The 19,007-nt window shown below is 34.7% G+C and carries 13 protein-coding genes; 4 read left to right on the top strand and 9 right to left on the bottom strand.

The annotated features are described in order from the left end of the window. Nucleotides 1–161 precede the first annotated feature (161 nt). From AC3E9W_RS22790 to thrA, 5 genes are all read right to left on the bottom strand, one after another. Nucleotides 162–1,526 (bottom strand): hypothetical protein, encoded by a 1,365-nt coding sequence (locus tag AC3E9W_RS22790; RefSeq protein ID WP_488770191.1) that lies wholly within the window; start codon nt 1,524–1,526, stop codon nt 162–164. Nucleotides 1,527–1,639: 113 nt separating this feature from the next. Next, nucleotides 1,640–2,845 carry a hypothetical protein gene (locus AC3E9W_RS22795; protein ID WP_488770192.1) on the bottom strand — a complete coding sequence of 402 codons (1,206 nt, stop codon included), beginning with the start codon at nt 2,843–2,845 and terminating at the stop codon, nt 1,640–1,642. 150 nt (nt 2,846–2,995) lie between these two features. Next, nucleotides 2,996–4,285 (bottom strand): threonine synthase, encoded by a 1,290-nt coding sequence (gene thrC / locus AC3E9W_RS22800; RefSeq protein WP_488770193.1) that lies wholly within the window; start codon nt 4,283–4,285, stop codon nt 2,996–2,998. A 421-nt stretch (nt 4,286–4,706) separates the two neighbouring features. Further along, a complete protein-coding gene (locus AC3E9W_RS22805; protein ID WP_488770194.1) occupies nt 4,707–5,630 on the bottom strand; it encodes a homoserine kinase in 924 nt (307 codons plus the stop codon). 172 nt (nt 5,631–5,802) lie between these two features. Continuing rightward, on the bottom strand, nt 5,803–8,250 hold the full coding sequence (gene thrA / locus AC3E9W_RS22810) for a bifunctional aspartate kinase/homoserine dehydrogenase I (protein ID WP_488770195.1): 2,448 nt from the start codon (nt 8,248–8,250) through the stop codon (nt 5,803–5,805). Nucleotides 8,251–8,816: 566 nt separating this feature from the next. Between thrA and hutH the strand changes: the two genes are divergently transcribed. From hutH to AC3E9W_RS22830, 4 genes are all read left to right on the top strand, one after another. After that, nucleotides 8,817–10,331, top strand: a complete 1,515-nt coding sequence (gene hutH / locus AC3E9W_RS22815) for a histidine ammonia-lyase (protein ID WP_488770196.1) — start codon at nt 8,817–8,819, stop codon at nt 10,329–10,331. A 49-nt stretch (nt 10,332–10,380) separates the two neighbouring features. Beyond that, the gene (locus AC3E9W_RS22820; RefSeq protein WP_125719613.1) at nt 10,381–11,025 is read left to right on the top strand and encodes a DUF47 domain-containing protein; all 645 of its coding nucleotides are present in this window, start codon (nt 10,381–10,383) and stop codon (nt 11,023–11,025) included. Between the two features lie 30 nt (nt 11,026–11,055). Further along, the gene (locus AC3E9W_RS22825; RefSeq protein WP_488770197.1) at nt 11,056–12,396 is read left to right on the top strand and encodes an inorganic phosphate transporter; all 1,341 of its coding nucleotides are present in this window, start codon (nt 11,056–11,058) and stop codon (nt 12,394–12,396) included. A 176-nt stretch (nt 12,397–12,572) separates the two neighbouring features. Beyond that, complete coding sequence (locus AC3E9W_RS22830; RefSeq protein ID WP_488770198.1) at nt 12,573–13,565, top strand: WG repeat-containing protein; 993 nt, start codon at nt 12,573–12,575, stop codon at nt 13,563–13,565. 13 nt (nt 13,566–13,578) lie between these two features. On the opposite strand, the gene AC3E9W_RS22835 is transcribed toward AC3E9W_RS22830, so the two are convergent. From AC3E9W_RS22835 to AC3E9W_RS22850, 4 genes are all read right to left on the bottom strand, one after another. Next, nucleotides 13,579–14,097 carry a DUF421 domain-containing protein gene (locus tag AC3E9W_RS22835; RefSeq protein ID WP_488770199.1) on the bottom strand — a complete coding sequence of 173 codons (519 nt, stop codon included), beginning with the start codon at nt 14,095–14,097 and terminating at the stop codon, nt 13,579–13,581. 82 nt (nt 14,098–14,179) lie between these two features. After that, nucleotides 14,180–14,800, bottom strand: coding sequence for a hypothetical protein (locus tag AC3E9W_RS22840; protein ID WP_488770200.1), 621 nt, complete (start codon nt 14,798–14,800; stop codon nt 14,180–14,182). Between the two features lie 29 nt (nt 14,801–14,829). Then, complete coding sequence (gene rimK / locus AC3E9W_RS22845) at nt 14,830–16,197, bottom strand: 30S ribosomal protein S6--L-glutamate ligase (RefSeq protein WP_125719621.1); 1,368 nt, start codon at nt 16,195–16,197, stop codon at nt 14,830–14,832. A gap of 141 nt (nt 16,198–16,338) precedes the next feature. Then, nucleotides 16,339–18,885: an ATP-dependent Clp protease ATP-binding subunit gene (locus tag AC3E9W_RS22850; RefSeq protein WP_488770201.1), complete on the bottom strand. Its 2,547-nt coding sequence runs from the start codon at nt 18,883–18,885 to the stop codon at nt 16,339–16,341. Nucleotides 18,886–19,007: the final 122 nt, after the last annotated feature.

Consider the following 19,007-nt stretch of genomic DNA (forward strand, 5'->3'; position numbering starts at 1 on the left):
TTATGGAAGAATTATTACGTAAAAAATCCTATCATTGTAAACCTATAATAGGACTAAAACTCAACTGTAAATCTATTTTAGGATTAAGTATAAATATGTAAACTTTTTTCAGGACGAGACATCTTTGAGTTCACGAGCGGGACGCTCGCGCTGGCGAGGTTTTATTTTTCGTTTGGTTCATTTAAATCGTTTAAAGTATTCTGATATTTTAATATCATTGTTGACGGTAAAATATTATCAAAAATGATTTTAATAAAAAAGCCATGTCCTAAAAACACTTCTTTTCCATCAATTTCCATTTTAATTCCTTTGTTTTTAAAGGAAAATATTTCTTTAGAGTTGTATTTCACACTTTCCAAATATTTATGCAATTCTTTAGATGTTGACCAAGAAGCTTTTATTCCTAAAGTATTGCAAAGTTCTATAAATTTATCAAAGTCAATACCTATGTAAATTTTAATTCTACCTAACACAATGTCTAAGATTTTATCGTCTAACATTGGTTTTAAAAATATTGGCTCGCATATGGTTACACCTCGACCGGTCATAAGATCTCTAAATGGATATGGGTCGCATAAACCTTTCATTGTTGCTTGCCCATATAACCTCCAATCGTTTTTATAAACCCCTAAATGAACAATTCCTTCAACGCAATCATAAGCCCAATCTTTTTCATTTAATCTTTTTATTAATTCATTTAGGGTATTATGATATGTTGATATTTTAAAATCATTTTCAACAATCCTAACAACTGCGTCTTTATATTTTGGATCTTCTCCTTTATTTTCTTGAATAATTTTTGCAGCTCTTTGTGTTTTAGCATTTTGAGTAACCATTCTTTTTAATTGCTTAACAAATTTTTCGTCAAATTTTTTGATAAGCTCTTCTTCTTTGAAATTTTCTTCTTTTAATTTTTCAGTTTTGATTACATCTAAAGCTTTAAAGTTTGTTTCTCCGGATTTTATCTCAGAAACTTTTATACCATCTTTATCAACAATTAAGCAATCGCCAAGTTGTATATTGTTGGTTATGTCAGCTATTAAGCAGAAGCTGTCGGGATTGGAATTAATGTTTTCGGAATGTTCAATTACGTAATCAAATGATTTATCAATTAAATCTTTGTCTCCTGTTTCGTGGGTATATAGCCTTCGATACAAATAGTGTTGACCATTTAATAACTGCCAAGCTATACTATCAGCTAAATTTCTATATATGTCTGATTGATAATCTAAAAGATTAATTTGTTCTGATAATTCTTGCTCTAATTTTTTATTACGTTCTCTTTTTGCTTGCTTCAAATTATCTTGAACTTCTTTTATTTTTACTTGTAATTCTTTAAGCTCAATCACTATTTTAGTTTGAGCAATTTTAAAACCTTCAAAACAAAGCCTGTTGAGTTTTTCGGCATCAAATTTTTCGGGAAGTTCTTGACCTTTAAACATCTTAAATACACCATATCTTGCGATGTAAAAAAAAATATCTTTTACTTTTTCTTCAAATTTTTTTAAATGTTCATTTGTTTCCATTGTTAATGTTTTTTGGGTCTTGTTTCTAACTTTCCTTACTAGCGTGAGCGTCTCGCTTACGAACGTTTCAATTGGTTTTTAAAATTCTTTGTTTTCAAAATCAGAAAGCTTTGCTATTTGTCATAATGTAATGCTATTATTTCAAGTAAAACTTTTTTATTTTCATCCTGAGGAAGTCTAAATACATAACTAAATGATGATTCTCCTTTTTCTCCATTTGAGCTAACAAAATATTCGTGATTTATAACTTCATCTTTAATTGTGCTTAATACGTTACTAAAGTCTTTGTTTGTAACAAATAAAATTAAAGCGGTTTTTGAATCGCGCCACGTTAAGTATCTATCGAATAATTGTGAAATTGCCTTTAAAAATTCTGAAGTACCGTGCCAAAATTTGCATTCCGCAACAAATAAATTACTGCCGTCATTAGCATATTTAAGTATAATATCTGTTTTTCCTCCACGATTAAAGGTTTCTCCTGTAGCAGTTGTTCCATCATATCTAGTTTCTAAAAACATTAAGATTTGATCTCTTAAAGCTTCTTCATCTTTATTTTGATATGTTGAAGGTTTTTTCTCCATGCTTTTACCTACATCGTAAATTACTTTCAGAATATCGTTATACATATTCATTGACACAGTTGGTTCGCTGGAAAACTCTTTGTTTTTGGATACTTTAGGTTGTGGAATATCTTTCTTAGTAATTGTTGGAATTGTAAAAACTGATGCAGTATCTTTATTAACGTTAACATTTATAGCTGCAAAAAAATCATTTTCCTGTTGGAATTTATTTTTTTCAATTTGAAATGTTCGTTTCACGGCACTTTCAAAACTATCACTTATAGATTGTACATTATTATTAATTCTCTCTAAGTTATTAAAAGCATAAGAATATGCTTCTGACTTTACTCTATTAAATTCTCTAGCATCTTGTTGATAAATTGAAATTGAAAATGAAACGCTATTATTTTTTACATGTATATCATAGCTGGAAGTAGTTCTAGGATTTGGTTGGACAAAAAATAATTCTTCGCTTCCTGAAAATTCATAGCTCACAGTAAAGTAATATACTTCAGCATCAAAATAATATCCCCAAGGATCGCTTCTTTGTTCTATTTTTTTTTTAGGTTCTGAAATGGATTCAGTTTCCAAATAGATATGTAATGGTTCAACTTTATATTTTTCAACTAAATATTCAATAAATTCATCCTCATCGATTTTAAGGATATAATCTTTTCCTTTGGATAATATTTCTTCCCTTATTTTGCCAAAATGTTGTGCTGGAAAATCCAACCAAGAAATACCTGAAAATGATTTCATTCTATTTAAGTTTAAATTTGATAAGATGTTGGTAATTAGTGTTTTGTTTTTTCAAATATATGTGTTTTTCATTGCTAATTTTTACGGATTTCCGTAGCAACAAAAAAAGCGAGTAAAAAATTACTCGCTTTAATCATTATTATATGTTTCTTACCCCAAGAAACTCTTCAACTCCTCATAAGTCCCAATCTTCACACTAACTTTCTCTTCATTAATAACACTCTCAATCTGAGTTGGAATCGGTAGTGTAATTCCTAGCGCCGGTTCAACCACATCTAAGAATTTAATTGGGTGAGCGGTTTCTAAGAAAATACCAATTGCGCTAGGAAGTCTTTCAAGTTCTTTTTTGAGACCTAAATAACCAACAGCGCCATGAGGTTCTGCGATGTAACCGTCGGTTTTGTAAATTTTCTTCATCGCTTCCAGAGTTTGTTCGTCTGTGTAGCTGTAAGAAGAAAAATCTTTTTCGAAAGCTTTTAAATCATTATTGTACAATTCCTGAATTCTAATAAAGTTACTTGGGTTTCCAACGTCCATGGCGTTAGAAATTGTTGCTTTAGACGGTTTCGGGTCGTATTTTCCGTTTTCTAAGAATCTTGGCACCGTGTCGTTTACGTTTGTCGAAGCTACAAAATGCTCAATTGGCAAACCTAATTTCTTTGCCATAATTCCAGCACAAATATTCCCGAAGTTTCCGCTTGGGCAAGAGAAAACCAATGGTTTGTTTTGGCTCTTCAACGCTTTGTAAGCAAAGAAGAAATAAAACATTTGCGGTAACCAACGCGCAATATTAATAGAGTTTGCCGAAGTCAGGTTTTTGTGCGCTAAAGTTTCATCTAAAAACGCTTTTTTCACCATATCCTGACAATCGTCAAAAACACCGTCAACTTCCAAGGCTTTGATATTCTGCCCTAAAGTCGTCAATTGTTTTTCCTGAATATCACTCACTTTTCCAGACGGATATAAAATGACAACATCTACACCGTCAACGCCAAGGAATCCGCTTGCAACGGCTCCGCCTGTATCACCCGAAGTTGCTACTAAAACGGTATTTTTAGCGTCTTTTTTGTCTTTATTGAAATAACCCAAACAACGTGACATAAATCGCGCTCCAACGTCTTTAAATGCCATTGTAGGACCGTGGAATAACTCTAACGAATAGATTCCGTCTTCGACTTTTACAACAGGAAAATCAAAGACCAAAGTTTCGGCAATGATTTCTTTTAGTTTTGCTTCTGGTATTTCGTCGTCTACGAATTGTTTAATCGCTTCATACGCCATTTCTTCGTGGCTTAAACTTTCGATTTTATCAAAAAAGGAAGGATCAAGTGGCGTAATGCTTTCTGGGAAATATAATCCTTTGTCACTCGCTAATCCTTGTATTACAGCTTCCTGAAAAGAAACTTTTGGGGCATTATGGTTTAAACTGTAGTATTTCATTATTTTAGATTTTCTGGAAACAAATTCCAATTTTTGAAATTCCAAATTCCAATAGTTCGTTGTTGTTTTGATTGTTATTTTCCGTTTGTCAGGCTGAGCGGAGTCGAAGCCCCGCACAGTAATTCCGCAATCTTTGTCATTTCGACCGAAGGGAGAAATCGCACTTGTGATTCCTCACAGTAATTCGCCAATCTTTGTCGAGTCTCTAGTGCGATTTCTCGTTCCTCGAAATGACAAACTGTGTGTCTTTACTTTGCGTGGCTTCGACGGAGTTTATCCTGAGGAACGAAGGGCTCAGCCTGACAAAGCTTTGTGTTTTTTCGTTGTGTCAGCTCTTTGCGTGGGCTTCGACTCCGCTCAGCCTGGCAAACGTTACCTTTAAATGAACTTATATTGCTTATATGGTTTTATCTTATTTATTTTAGATAATTCTCACACCATCAGGATTAATCTTCGAAACGTGAATTTCATATGGTAAATTCATTTTTTCGTAGACTTCACTCATAGCTTTGGCGATTTGGTCGGCGGTTTCTTTTCCTCGACTTAATGCAAAAATCGACGGGCCAGAACCTGAAATTCCAGAACCTAAAGCGCCGTTTTCGTACGCGGTTTGTTTGATTTGGTCAAATCCTGGAATCAAAACACTTCTTAAAGGCTCGACGATTTCGTCATGAAGCGAACGTCCGATTAATTCGTAATCTTTGGTGTAAAGACCAGCAACTAATCCGCCTACATTTCCCCATTGCGTGATGGCGCTTTTTAGGGAAACATTTTGTTTTAAAACCGAACGGGCATCTGAAGTTTTCAATTCAATCTGTGGGTGAACCACCGTTGCGAATAATTCTTCTGGACTGTCAATTCTGATAATATCTAGCGGAGCATAACTTCTTACCAAAGTAAATCCGCCTAAAAGGGCAGGAGCAACGTTGTCGGCATGCGCGTTTCCGCTGGCTAATTTCTCGCCTTGCATCGCAAACTGAACCAAATCTTTACGGGAATATGGTCTTCCCAATAATTCGTTGATTCCGAAAACCGCTCCGGCAGAACTTGCAGCGCTGCTTCCGATTCCGCTTCCAGCTTTTATATTTTTATAGATTTCGATTTCGAAACCAAAATCCAATTCGTCTAAAGTCGCTAACATCGCTAAAGCTGCCACACCCGAAACGTTTTTTTCTGTTTCAAGCGGTAAATCGGCACCGACGATTTTAGTAATTCGAACGCCTTTCTGATCTGATTTTCTAACAATCATTTCATCACCCGCATTGTCTAAGCAAAGTCCCAAAACGTCAAATCCGCACGAAAGATTTGCGATTGTTGCGGGACAGAATAATTTTATTTCTTTCATTTTTGGTTGTTTCAGGTTTCAGGTTTAAAGTTTCAAGTTGCCAAACTTTGTGAGCTTAACCGCAAAGTTCGCAAGGTTTTTTCGCAAAGTTCGCAATGAAAAAACAAGACTTTGCGAACCTTGCGTAATCCTTTGCGTACCTTGCGGTTAAACTTTAATCCTGAAACAAAAATTATATGTTTCCTATTCTAATGACATCTGCAAAAATTCCTGAAGCAGTCACCGCAGCACCGGCTCCGGCTCCTTTGATCAATAATGGCTGATCTACGTAACGATCGGTGTAGAAAAGCACGATATTGTCTTTTCCTTCTAAGTTATAGAAAGGGTGATCTTTCGGGATGAATTGCAGACCAACGCTTGCTTTTCCGTTTTCGAACTGCGCTACGTATTTCAATCTGGAATCTTTTGCTAAAGCTTCTTTGTAAATGTTCTCAAAATGAGAAGCGTGTTTGATTAGCGAAGCAAAGAAATCATCGTTGTTTGTTGTTGCCAGACATTCAGCAGGCAGGAACGATTCGTTTGCAATGGCATCAATATCCATTTCGTAACCGCTTTCGCGAATTAAAATCAGGATTTTACGAGCTACGTCGATTCCGCTCAAGTCGATTTTCGGATCTGGTTCTGTGAAACCCTGAACTCCGGCTTCTTTCACCACATCGTGAAAAGAATTGTTTTTATCGAAATTGTTGAAAATAAAATTCAAACTTCCCGACAAAACGGCCTGAATTTTATGCACTTTATCTCCAGATGCAATCAGATTTTTTACAGTATCTATAATCGGTAATCCCGCACCAACATTCGTTTCAAACAAAAACGGAGCGTTGTACTGACGCGATAAGCTTTTTAGTTTTTTATAATTGTCGTAAGCAGAAGAACACGCAATTTTGTTACAAGTTACAACCGCAATACTTTCTTTTAAGAATTTCTCGTAAGCTTCAGAAACGGTTGCATTTGCTGTAATATCCACAAAAATACTGTTACGTAAATTCAATTCTTTCGCTTTTTTGATGAATTCTTCAATACTTGCTGGTTCACCTTCACTTAAAGCGGCATCCCAATTTTTAAGAGAAATTCCGTCTTCATCAAAAATCATTTTTCTTGAGTTTGATAAAGCAATTACGCGAACATTAATCTTTAAAACATCTTTTAAGAATTTTCTCTGATTGTGAATTTGCTCGATGAATTTCTCACCCACATTTCCAACTCCCATTACAAATAAATTCAGCTGTTTAGTGTTTTCTTCAAAGAAGTTTTCGTGTAACGTGTTCAACGCTTTTTTAACGTCTCTTTCGTTAATTACAGTCGAAATATTTCTTTCAGAAGCACCTTGCGCAATCGCACGAATGTTTACGTTGTTTTTCCCTAAAGTGCTGAACATTCTTCCGCTTAAACCTTGGTGATTTTTCATGTTTTCGCCCACCAAAGCAATAATGCAAAGGTCTTTTTCTACATAACAAGGATCGATTTTGTTCTGCGAAATTTCAATTTCAAAAGCACGGTTAATGGCAGCTTCTGCATTATCAGCATCCGAATTCAAAATTCCGATACAAATAGAGTGCTCAGAAGAAGCTTGAGTGATGAAAATAACGTTGATTTTTTCCTGAGACAATACTTCAAATAAACGTCTAGACGAGCCCGCAACTCCAATCATTCCAGGGCCTTCAAGTGTTAGAAGCGAAATATGATCGATATGGCTAATTCCTTTTACAACAGTGTCTTTTGATAAAACCACATCAGAAATTAAAGTTCCTTCAGCTTCTGGCTCAAAAGTGTTTTTAATTAAAATCGGAATATTTTTTCTTAAAACGGGCTGAATTGTCGGCGGATATAAAACTTTGGCTCCAAAATGCGACAACTCCATTGCTTCCTGATACGAAATATTCGCAATTGGCTGCGCTTGTTTAACGATTTTTGGGTTAGCAGTAAACATTCCGTTTACGTCTGTCCAGATTTCCAATTGTTCAGCGTCGATTGCTCCCGCGATAATGGCAGCAGTATAATCAGATCCGCCTCGGCCTAAAGTCGAAGTGATTCCGTCAATTGTCTGCGCAATAAATCCAGGCAGAATATTGATTTTAGCTTTGTTTTGAGCGAAATATTCTTTTATTAACTGATTTGAAACTTCGAAGTTTACAGCAGCTTTTCCGAAATTATTATCCGTTTTAATCAATTCGCGGCTGTCTTTGTAAACAGCATCTTTTTCAGTTTGCTGGAATGCCTGCGCGATTATGAACGAAGAAAGCAATTCTCCAAAACTTAAAATAGTATCAGCCGTTCTTGGAGACAATTCGCCTAAAAGGAAACAGCCGTCCAATAAAGTTTCTAAATGGTTGATGATTCTTTTTACATGACTTAAAAGACTGCTTTGTTCGCTTACAGGAATCAGTTCTTTTAAAGTATCAAGGTGTTTTTTCTCGATTTCAGCTACAACCTCTCTAAAGCTTTCGTCGTTTGCCGCTGCTTTTGCCGCTGCTGACTGCAGTAAATCGGTTACTTTACTTAGAGCAGAAACGACAACAACTAACTGGTCTTGTTTTGCTTTTTGGTTAACAATTTCGAGAACGAGTTTTATATTTTGAGCATTGGCTACCGAAGTTCCGCCAAATTTTAATACTTTCATTTTGTGTGATATTTTTTCTTTTGCAACTATTTTTTATGTACCCATTACTTTTCTTCTTTTAAGAAAAAAGTATAGATGACCTAAGATTATATGTAAAAATGTATACCCCTAAGGGGTAGTAGTTGTTGTAGTAGAAATAATGGTAGCAGCAATTGCAACTCCTGTTTGAGCTGTAATAATTGTAGATTGATATTTTATGCTGTTACTTTTCATTTTTGATTTTTCAAAAGTACAGCTTTTTATAAGAGTTAAAAACTTAAAAAGCCTTTTTGCGAATATTTTAATAATTCAAATCTTCGCAATTCAATATTGAGCATTTGTTAAAATTGGGTATGTTAAATTGATGTTTTGATATATTTCGGAATGTGCTTTTTTAAGATTTCAATTGTTCAAAAGATTGATGTTTAATTAAAAAGAGCTAAAAAGCAGGAGAAAATTGGAAGTTTTATTTCAAAAAGATATTTAAAGTACAGAAACAGCTTTTATTAAAATCTTAATTATTGTGATAAATTTTTGCTTTTTAATATTGATTTGTTGAATTTTGGCGTTTAAAATTTCAAATCATCATGAGAGAGATCCATTATATAAGTTCAGAAACGATTACTTTAGAAACACTACAGGAGATTCTAAGTCAGAATAAAATATTAGAATTGTCTGAAGAGGCTAAAGTCAATGTTCAGAAATGCCGTGATTATTTAGATAAGAAAATGGCATCGCACACAGCGCCTATTTATGGAATCAATACTGGTTTCGGTTCTTTATATAGTGTAAAAATCTCGAATGAAAATTTATCTAAACTTCAAGAAAACCTAGTTAAATCGCACGCTTGCGGAACTGGAGAAGAAGTTCCTGCTGAGATTGTGAAGATGATGCTTTTGCTGAAAATCCAATCTTTGAGTTATGGTCACTCTGGCATTCAGTTGCAAACACTGGAGCGTTTAGTTGATTTTTATAATAATGATATTCTGCCTATTATTTATACGCAAGGTTCACTTGGAGCTTCTGGAGATTTAGCTCCTTTGGCACATTTGTCTTTGCCTTTAATAGGTGAAGGAATTGTTCTTTTTGAAGGAAAAAAAGTGGCTTCTGCTGAAGTTTTACAACATTTTAACTGGGAACCAATTGTGTTACAGTCAAAAGAAGGTTTGGCTTTATTAAACGGAACTCAGTTTATGAGCGCTTATGGAGCACACATTTTAATTAAAGCTTACAAATATTCGTATCTAGCCGATTTAATCGGAACGATTTCTTTAGAAGGATTTGACGGAAGAATCGAACCTTTTAATGAATTGATACATTATATACGTCCGCACAAAGGACAAATCGTAACCGCACAGCGAATCACTGAATTTTTGGACGGAAGTGAAATTATCACTCAAGAAAAGAAACATGTACAAGATCCGTATTCTTTCCGTTGTATGCCGCAAGTGCATGGCGCTTCAAAAGACGCCATTGATTATGTTCGAAAAGTATTCAAAACAGAAATCAATTCGGTAACCGATAATCCAAATATTTTTATTGAAGCCGATCAGATTATTTCGGGGGGAAATTTCCACGGACAACCTTTAGCTTTAGCTCTTGATTTTATGGCGATTGCTTTGGCAGAATTAGGAAGCATTTCGGAGAGAAGAACCTATCAGTTAATCTCAGGATTAAGAAATCTTCCAGCGTTTTTGGTTGATAATCCAGGATTGAATTCAGGATTTATGATTCCGCAATATACTGCGGCAAGTATCGCGAGTCAGAACAAGCAATTGGCGACTCCGTCAAGTATTGACAGCATTGTTTCTAGCAACGGTCAAGAAGACCACGTGAGCATGGGAGCAAACGGCGCTACAAAAGCCTTACGAATTTTAGATAATTTAGAGCGTATTTTAGCAATCGAATTGTTAAATGCTTCACAGGCGATTGCCTACAGAGAGCCTCTAAAATCAAGCGATTTTATCGAAATGTTTTTGAATAGTTACAGAGAAGTTGTGCCTTTGGTAAAAGAAGACAGAATCTTACATAATGACATAGAAAACACGGTTTTATTCCTTGCGAGTTTTCAAATTGAAAACGATTTGTTAACAATGGCTTAACACTGAAACGTGTTATTGAAGGTAATTTTGCGCTATCAAAAATAAAACAATGTCAATAAACAGTATTTTCCAATTTTTAGTGCCGAAAGACAAAAAATTCTTTCCACTTTTTGAAGAAGCTTCAAGCAATTTAATTGAATTAGCTTCTAACTTACACGAAGCTGTAAATTTACCATTAAAAGAGAGAGAAGTTCTTTTTCAAAAAATTGACGAATTAGAGCAAAAAGGAGAAGACATTACACGTCAAACCAATTTAGAATTGAGTAGAAACTTCATTACTCCATTCGATAGAGAAGACATCCACACCTTAATTACTTCTATTGATAACGTTGCAGATTACCTTCACGGAGCTGCAAGCCGTATGAAACTGTATCAAGTTGATAAGATTACAAAATCTATCAGAAAGATGACAGAAATTAACCTTGAAGCTTGTCAAAACATTGATAGTGCGGTAAAAGAGTTAAGCAACTTAAAAAATATCAATGTTATTAAAGAAGCTTGTGCTAGAATCAATAAACTAGAAAACAAGTCTGATAACGTATATAACAAAGCAGTTTTTGAAATTTTTGAAAACGAAACAGATGCTAAAAATATTATTAAATATAAAGAAGTATTATCTGTTTTAGAATCAGCAACAGACAAATGTAAGAGTGTTGCGAACATACTAGAATCTATTTCTGTAAAACATTCTTAATTCAATTTTTCAATCTGAAGTTATAATTTTATGACGCTACTTATATTAATTATAGTATTAGCCTTAATTTTTGATTACATCAATGGTTTTCATGATGCGGCAAATGCTATAGCGACTGTTGTTGCTACAAAGGTTTTGACACCTTTTCAGGCCGTGGTCTGGGCAGCATTTTTTAACTTTCTGGCTTATTGGGTTTTCGGATTTGGTGTTGCAGATACTGTTGCTAAAACAGCGCATACCATGGAAATTAACCTAGTTGTAATTTTAGCCGGAGTTATTGCCGCAATCTGTTGGAATTTATTGACTTGGTGGTTAGGAATTCCTTCAAGTTCTTCGCATACACTTATTGGAGGTTTTGCTGGAGCGGCTGTAGCGCATGCTATCGCAGTTCATGGATTCTCTGGATATGTTGGAGAAGATGGCGCAACACACTACTGGTACGAAATTGTAAGCTGGTATAAAGCCGGAAAAGATGGCGGAATGCCTTCGGGAGTTCTTATCATTATTGCATTTATTGTTTTGGCGCCATTAATTGGAGCATTGGCTTCTTATTTAATTTCGATCTGGCTTTTAAATGCTTCTCGAAAAACAATGGGACCAAAAATCTTTACTGTAGCTTTAATGATCGCTACGATTGTTTTCGTATACTACCAAATGGTTTCTTATGAAGAAATTTTAGAGCACGGAAAACCTCGTTTTGAATCTCATTTTTGGAGTGTAATATTTGATTCTCATAATATTAAATGGTTTTTAGTAGCCTTTATTATTCTAACTGTTAGTGCCTGTTGTTTAATATTCAGCAGTTTAAATCTTCATCAGGCAGATGCAGCTTTAAAGAAAATGCAATTGTTATCTTCTGCGGCATTTAGTTTAGGTCACGGAGGAAATGATTCTCAAAAAGTAATGGGTATTATCGCTGCAGCTGTTGCGGTTTATATCAATACAAATCCTGGTGTACACATGGCTGAATGGCTAGATGTAGTTTTGCCAAATGAGGATGCAGGAATTAAAGGTGTTATGCCAAGTTGGATCCCGTTAGCATGTTACTCTGCAATTGCAGCTGGAACTTTAAGTGGTGGATGGAAAATTGTAAAAACAATGGGATCTAAAATCACTAAAGTAAGTTCGTTTGAAGGTGTTGCGGCAGAAACTGCAGGAGCTTTGACACTTTACTTTACAGAGCACTTAAAAATTCCAGTAAGTACAACACATACCATTACAGGTTCTATTATTGGAGTTGGATTAACAAAACGTGTTTCTGCAGTTCGCTGGGGAGTTACAGTAAGTTTAATCTGGGCTTGGATCTTAACTATTCCAATTTCAGCAATATTAGCAGGTTTGGTTTACTTTGTTTTAAGCGTGTTTATTTAAAAAATGAATTTTGTAAAATAGGAGTAAATCTTATTTTAACGATATATAAAAACCGGTTTCAATTTGAAATCGGTTTTTTTTATTTTTAATTTGTTTTAAAATGAAAGAATAAAAGCTTTTTAAGGCTGTAAGTGCAGAAGATTTTATCGATTTTTGTAAGTAGTTAATATTGTAATATGAAGAAAATAATCTTGCTGGTTTTGATGCTGGCGGTCAAAGTTAGTTTTGCTCAATCCAATAATGCATCTTTTAAATATGGTTTTGTAGATCAAACTGGGAAAGAAATAGTTCCTTGCAAATATGACGGACTTGAAGCGTTTTTAAGCGGTTTTGCGGTGGTGCAAATCAATGGTAAATTTGGTTTGGTAGACAAAACAGGCAAAGAAGTTGTTCGCTGCACGAATGATGCCATAATAAACAAGCAAAATTGGATTATAATCAATAATAAAAATGCCAAGCCGCAATATTTGGTAAAGTCTTCGGATGCGTTATTGTCGAAAAAATATGAAGAAGCAAAAACGTTGTCTCCAGAAATAACTGCCGTAAAATGGAAAAATAAATGGGGTTTTATAGATGTTATAGGCGAGGAGATTGCGCCAAAATTCGATGAAATAAATGATTTCTCAGACCGATTTGCTGTTGTCAAATTGAATGCTAAATATGGAATTGTAGATCAGATAGGAAAAGAGATTGTTCCTCCAATTTATGATCGTGTTCAGAATTTTAAAGAAGGTGTTGCAATAGTAGAATCTAACGGCAAATACGGAGTGGTTAATGAAGATGGTAAAATTGTAATTCCTGTTAAGTACGATATGAATTTTTATTTTACGAATGGTATTTCAATTGTGAAACTGGATGATAAATACGGCGTTTTGGACAACGAAGGAAAAGAAATCGCACCAGTAAAATACGAGTTCATGGTTATAAATGGTGACTTGATTCAGATAAAATTGGAAAATAAATACGGTCTGATTACTAAAGAAGGAAAAGAAATAACTCCTCCTAAATACGATTGGATCGAATCTTTTAAAGATGGAATTGCAGGAATTAAACTAAATGGTAAATACGGTTTTATTGATAAAGAAGGCAAAGAAATTGTTACGCCAAAATACGATAAAGCAGATAATTTTATTGATGGAATGGCGGCTGTTAGGGCTGTTAAGAATTAATTCTATTGAGATATCAAGACTTCTGAAGGTTTTTACGATTATGCTTGCGTTTATAATGCGTCTGTTTTAGATTTTTTTGATCTTCAGAAATAATACTGATTGTTCCGTCTATTTCGAGCATGGCCAGTTTTATGTTTTTGAAAAATTCGATGCCGTGTTCTCTCATAGCTTCTTTTAATTCTTCATCAGAAATATCTAGTCGGCTTAAGGTTTGAAAGTCTAATTTTCCATCATGAACTAGAACTTGAGGTTTGTCTAATAGTAAATCACTAATCGTTTTATATCTGCGGATTAATTTTTTTATAATGTAATTGATGATAAATAGAACCAAAGCGGCTATTAAACCTCCTATTAAACTAGTATCTGGGCCAACCATTGCGTTTTGAACGGAATTGCTAATAAGTAAAATCAAGATTACGTCGGCGGTATTTAATTGGGAAAGCTCTTTTTTACCGAATATTCTCAAAGCGATGGTCATAAAGAAATAAACGGCAATACTTCTTAAAACAATATCTAGATAGGGAAAAGTCATATTTTTTATTTTAAAGTTAAATAAAAAAGCTTTGCCAAAGTTCTAAAATTTTGACAAAGCTTTATAAGTGGTTATTGTTATTTTAACCTGAACATTTGACCCAATTATCTTTATAATGAATTACTTGCCAAATGTTGCCTTTCTTTTCTAAATATACTGATATTCCGTAAGATAATTCTTTTCGATAGCAATCAATTTCCATATAGGCTTTTTTATTGTCTTCAGAAAATATAGGAATTGATAATAGTATATATTCTTCAGCTTTATCAATTTTTGATGCTGAGATTGTCTTGAGTTTTTTTGATATTTTTTTTGGTAATGTGTATTTTAAAAAACAATTGTTTTGTTCTACAAAGTTTAGGGAATCCTTGTGGCTGAATATTTTTTCTCCTTTTAAACTGGCGTTCAACAGCATTTCAATATAAATTTTCGTATTCTCAAAAATCTTTGGTAAATGCTGTGGAAGTTTTACAATTGCTGGTTCTTTTGTAGGTTCTGCGTATATACTCTCGGTGCTAATCTTGAGTTTTTTAAAACTGGTGCAAACGGGATAAGAATCTTTAGAATTCTCTAAATGGTTTAGTTTGATAAAAGCTTCTATGATTTTATCGGTTTCAATCTTTCTAATCTTTTCATTTTCAGTGCAATCATTTTTAGTGCATCCAATTATGATTAAAATTAGAAAGATTGTAAATTTTTTCATCAATAAGGTATTTGAAAAGCGTCTTCTAATTACAGTTTAAAATTCTTTTCAATTGCTTTAATCATTTCTCCAGCAACGTCTTTATTGGTTGCGCCTTCAATTCCTTCAAGACCTGGAGAAGAGTTTACTTCAAGCAATAAGGGTCCTTTAGAAGAACGGATAATATCTACACCCGCTACTTTTAAGTCCATTGCTTTTGCGGCTTTTATTGCAATCTTTTTCTCTTCAGGAGTTATTTTGATTACAGAAGCCGTTCCCCCAAGGTGAATATTAGCCCTAAATTCGCCCGGCATCGCTTCACGCTGAATTGCGGCAACTACTTTTCCGTCGATTACAAAACAGCGAATGTCTTTTCCGTTAGCTTCTTTAATAAATTCTTGAACTAAGATGTTGGCATTTAAACTTTTAAAAGCATTGATAACGCTTTCTGCAGCTTTTTTAGTCTCAGCCAAAACAACGCCTTTTCCTTGCGTTCCTTCTAATAATTTGACAATTAGAGGTGAACCGCCCACCATTTTAATTAAATTGTCTGTATCAAGCGGAGAATTGGCAAATCCCGTTGTTGGAATATCGATGCCGCTATTCAAAAGCAATTGTAATGAATATAGTTTATCCCTAGATTGTGTAATAGCCGTTGCTGAATTCAAACAAAATACCTTCAAAGCTTCAAACTGACGCGTAAGTGCGCAGCCATAAAAAGTAATGCTTGGTCTAATACGAGGAATTATGGCGTCAAACTGATTTAGGATTTTACCGCCTCTGTAGTGAATTTCTGGAGTTTTGGCATCCAGCTTCATATAACATTCTTTGATATTCAAAAAATGCATTTCGTGCCCGCGCATTTCGCCGGCTTCCATAATTCTTTTGTTGCTGTAAAGTTCAGGGTTACTGGCTAAAACACCAATTCGTAAACCAGAACTTGCTTTTTCAGAGTTCTGATACAATTCTTTTAAAGATTCTGCTGTGGGCTGTCCTAAAAGGTATTTTTGTTCTGGATCGACCAAAACCCTTCCGCTCATAGCTTCGCGTCCTAAAAGCATTCTGAAACCCATTGAGTCACGGTTCGTCAAAGTCATTTCGATCGGCCATTTTGCATCTCCAATCTTTAAACTAGTTTGAATAACGTAACGATGTTCTCTAAAACCGCTAGAGCTTTTCACAATTCTTTTGTCGACCAGCGGTGCTTCACAGTGAATAATAGTTTTAATATTATTCTGAATCGGATTAATGTCGAATTTAACCCAATTGGCATCATTTTTTATAAAAGGAGCTATGTTTAATGCGTGCATTGCCGAAGTTTTAGCGCCAGAATCCACACGAGCCTTGATTGTCGGGATTCCTAGTTCTGGAAATGAGCACCATTCTTCGCTGCCTAAAATGACTTTGTTTTGAAGCATATTTTGTTTCTTTATTATAGTATTAAAATTCAAAAATAGCTATTTGCTTTTACTAAAGATAGTGATTTTTACAAAAAAAAATGCCCGTTATGTTATGAAAACGTAACGGGCAGGTTATTAGTGTTATAATTTTTGACTAATTTATTGATTAGTCGGTTCTTCAGCTTTGTGAATTTCAACAGATAATTCTTGAGAATCATCTTTTAAATCCATCATAATTTCATCACCAGAATGTATTTTCGAAGTAATGATTTCTTCAGCTAACAAATCTTCAACGTATTTCTGAATTGCTCTTTTTAGCGGTCTTGCTCCAAATTGTTTGTCAAAACCTTTTTCAGCGATAAATGCTTTTGCTTTATCAGTTAAGCTTAGTTTGTAGCCTAACTCTGCAATACGAGAATATAGTTTTTTCAATTCGATTTCGATAATCAAATCAATATCAGACTTTTCTAGCGCGTTGAACACGATTACATCATCAATTCTGTTTAAGAATTCAGGAGCAAAAGTTTTCTTTAAAGCGTTTTCGATAATGCTTTTTGAGTTTTCATCAGCTTGAGCTGTTCTTGCAGCAGTTCCGAATCCAACACCTTGTCCGAAATCTTTCAACTGACGAGCACCAACGTTAGATGTCATGATAATGATAGTGTTTTTGAAGTCAATTTTACGACCTAAACTATCTGTCAAATATCCGTCATCTAAAACTTGAAGCATCATGTTGAATACATCTGGGTGTGCTTTTTCGATCTCATCTAAAAGAACCACGCAATAAGGTTTTCTACGAACTTTTTCAGTCAATTGACCTCCTTCTTCGTAACCTACGTATCCTGGAGGCGCTCCAACTAAACGAGAGATCGCAAATTTCTCCATGTATTCACTCATGTCGATACGAACTAAAGCATCTTCAGAATCAAATAATTCTTTTGCTAAAACTTTAGCCAACTGTGTTTTTCCAACACCAGTCTGACCTAAGAAAATGAACGAACCAATTGGTTTGTTTGGATCTTTAAGTCCGGCTCTGTTACGCTGGATAGAACGTGCAATTTTTAGAACCGCCTCATTTTGCCCAATTACTTTATTCTGAATTAATTCAGGTAAATGAGCCAATTTGTTGCTTTCTGTTTGCGCAATTCTGTTTACAGGAATTCCAGTCATCATAGAAACCACATCGGCTACGTTATCTTCTGTAACTTCAATACGGTTGTTTTTAGAATCTTCTTCCCATTGTTCTTGAGCTAAAGCAAGATCTTTTTCAATACGTTTTTCATCATCGCGAAGTTTGGCTGCTTCTTCATATTTTTGTTTTTTAACAACCATATTTTTCATTTCGCGAACTTCTTCCAACTGACGTTCTAAATCCAAAATTTGTTTCGGAACATCAATGTTGGTAATGTGCACGCGAGAACCAGCTTCGTCCATTGCATCGATTGCCTTGTCTGGTAAGAAACGCTCAGACATATATCTGTTGGTTAATTTAACGCAGGCTTCAATAGCTTCTGGCGTATACGTTACGTTATGGTGGTCTTCGTATTTGTCTTTTACGTTGTTCAAAATCGCAATCGTTTCTTCAACAGAAGTTGGTTCTACAATTACTTTTTGGAAACGTCTTTCTAAAGCTCCGTCTTTTTCAATATATTGTCTGTACTCGTCAAGAGTAGTAGCGCCAATACATTGAATTTCTCCTCTTGCTAAAGCAGGTTTGAACATGTTCGAAGCATCAAGTGAACCTGTTGCTCCTCCAGCACCTACAATAGTATGGATCTCATCAATAAAAAGAATAATATCGTCGTTTTTCTCCAGCTCGTTCATCACGGCTTTCATTCTTTCCTCAAATTGTCCTCTGTACTTTGTTCCAGCAACTAAGCTAGCCAAGTCTAGAGTTACAACACGTTTGTTGAAAAGAATACGAGATACTTTCTTTTGGATAATACGTAGAGCAAGTCCTTCTGCAATAGCAGATTTACCAACTCCAGGTTCTCCAATAAGAAGCGGATTGTTCTTTTTTCTACGGCTTAAAATTTGCGATACACGCTCAATTTCTTTTTCTCGTCCTACAACTGGGTCTAATTTCCCTTCTTCTGCCATTTCTGTTAAATCTCTCCCAAAATTATCTAAAACAGGAGTCTTAGATTTTTTGTTTGACTTATTGGCGGGATTATTAAAACTGCTTTCTTTAAGACTGTCATCTTGTCCTGAATCGTCATTATACGATTCGTTTCTTGGCAAGTTTTCTAAGAATTCTTCTTCGTTTGGAGTCATATTTAAATACTGTTCTTTAGCTACGTCATAATCTATTTTTAGTTTATTCAATAGCTTGGTTGTTGGATCGTTTTCGTTTCGTAAGATACACAATAGCAGGTGTGCCGTGCTTATCGATGAACTTTGAAATACTTTTGCTTCAAGAAAAGTGGTCTTCAGGGCTCTTTCGGCCTGTCGGCTAAGATGAAGGTTTTTCTTTTCTGCATTTACTTCAACGCTCAGGTTGGCTGGGCTCAGTATTTCTACTTTTCTGCGTAAATGATCTAAATCGACAGCTAGGTTATTAAGTATATGAATAGCTTTTCCGTTACCATCTCTTAAAATACCTAGCATAAGATGTTCGGTACCAATAAAGTCGTGACCCAATCGAAGAGCCTCTTCCTTACTGTACGTAATAACATCTTTTACTCTTGGTGAAAAATTATCATCCATAATATATAATTGGTATTGTAAATTTAGTGAATTACAGTTTTAAAAACAAAAACCGTACCCATCAGAATGTCCTGTCAGCTAATAGACGAAAAAAAAGACAATAAAAGAGTTAAAAAACGCTT

It is taken from the genome of Flavobacterium sp. 38, from assembly GCF_057799715.1.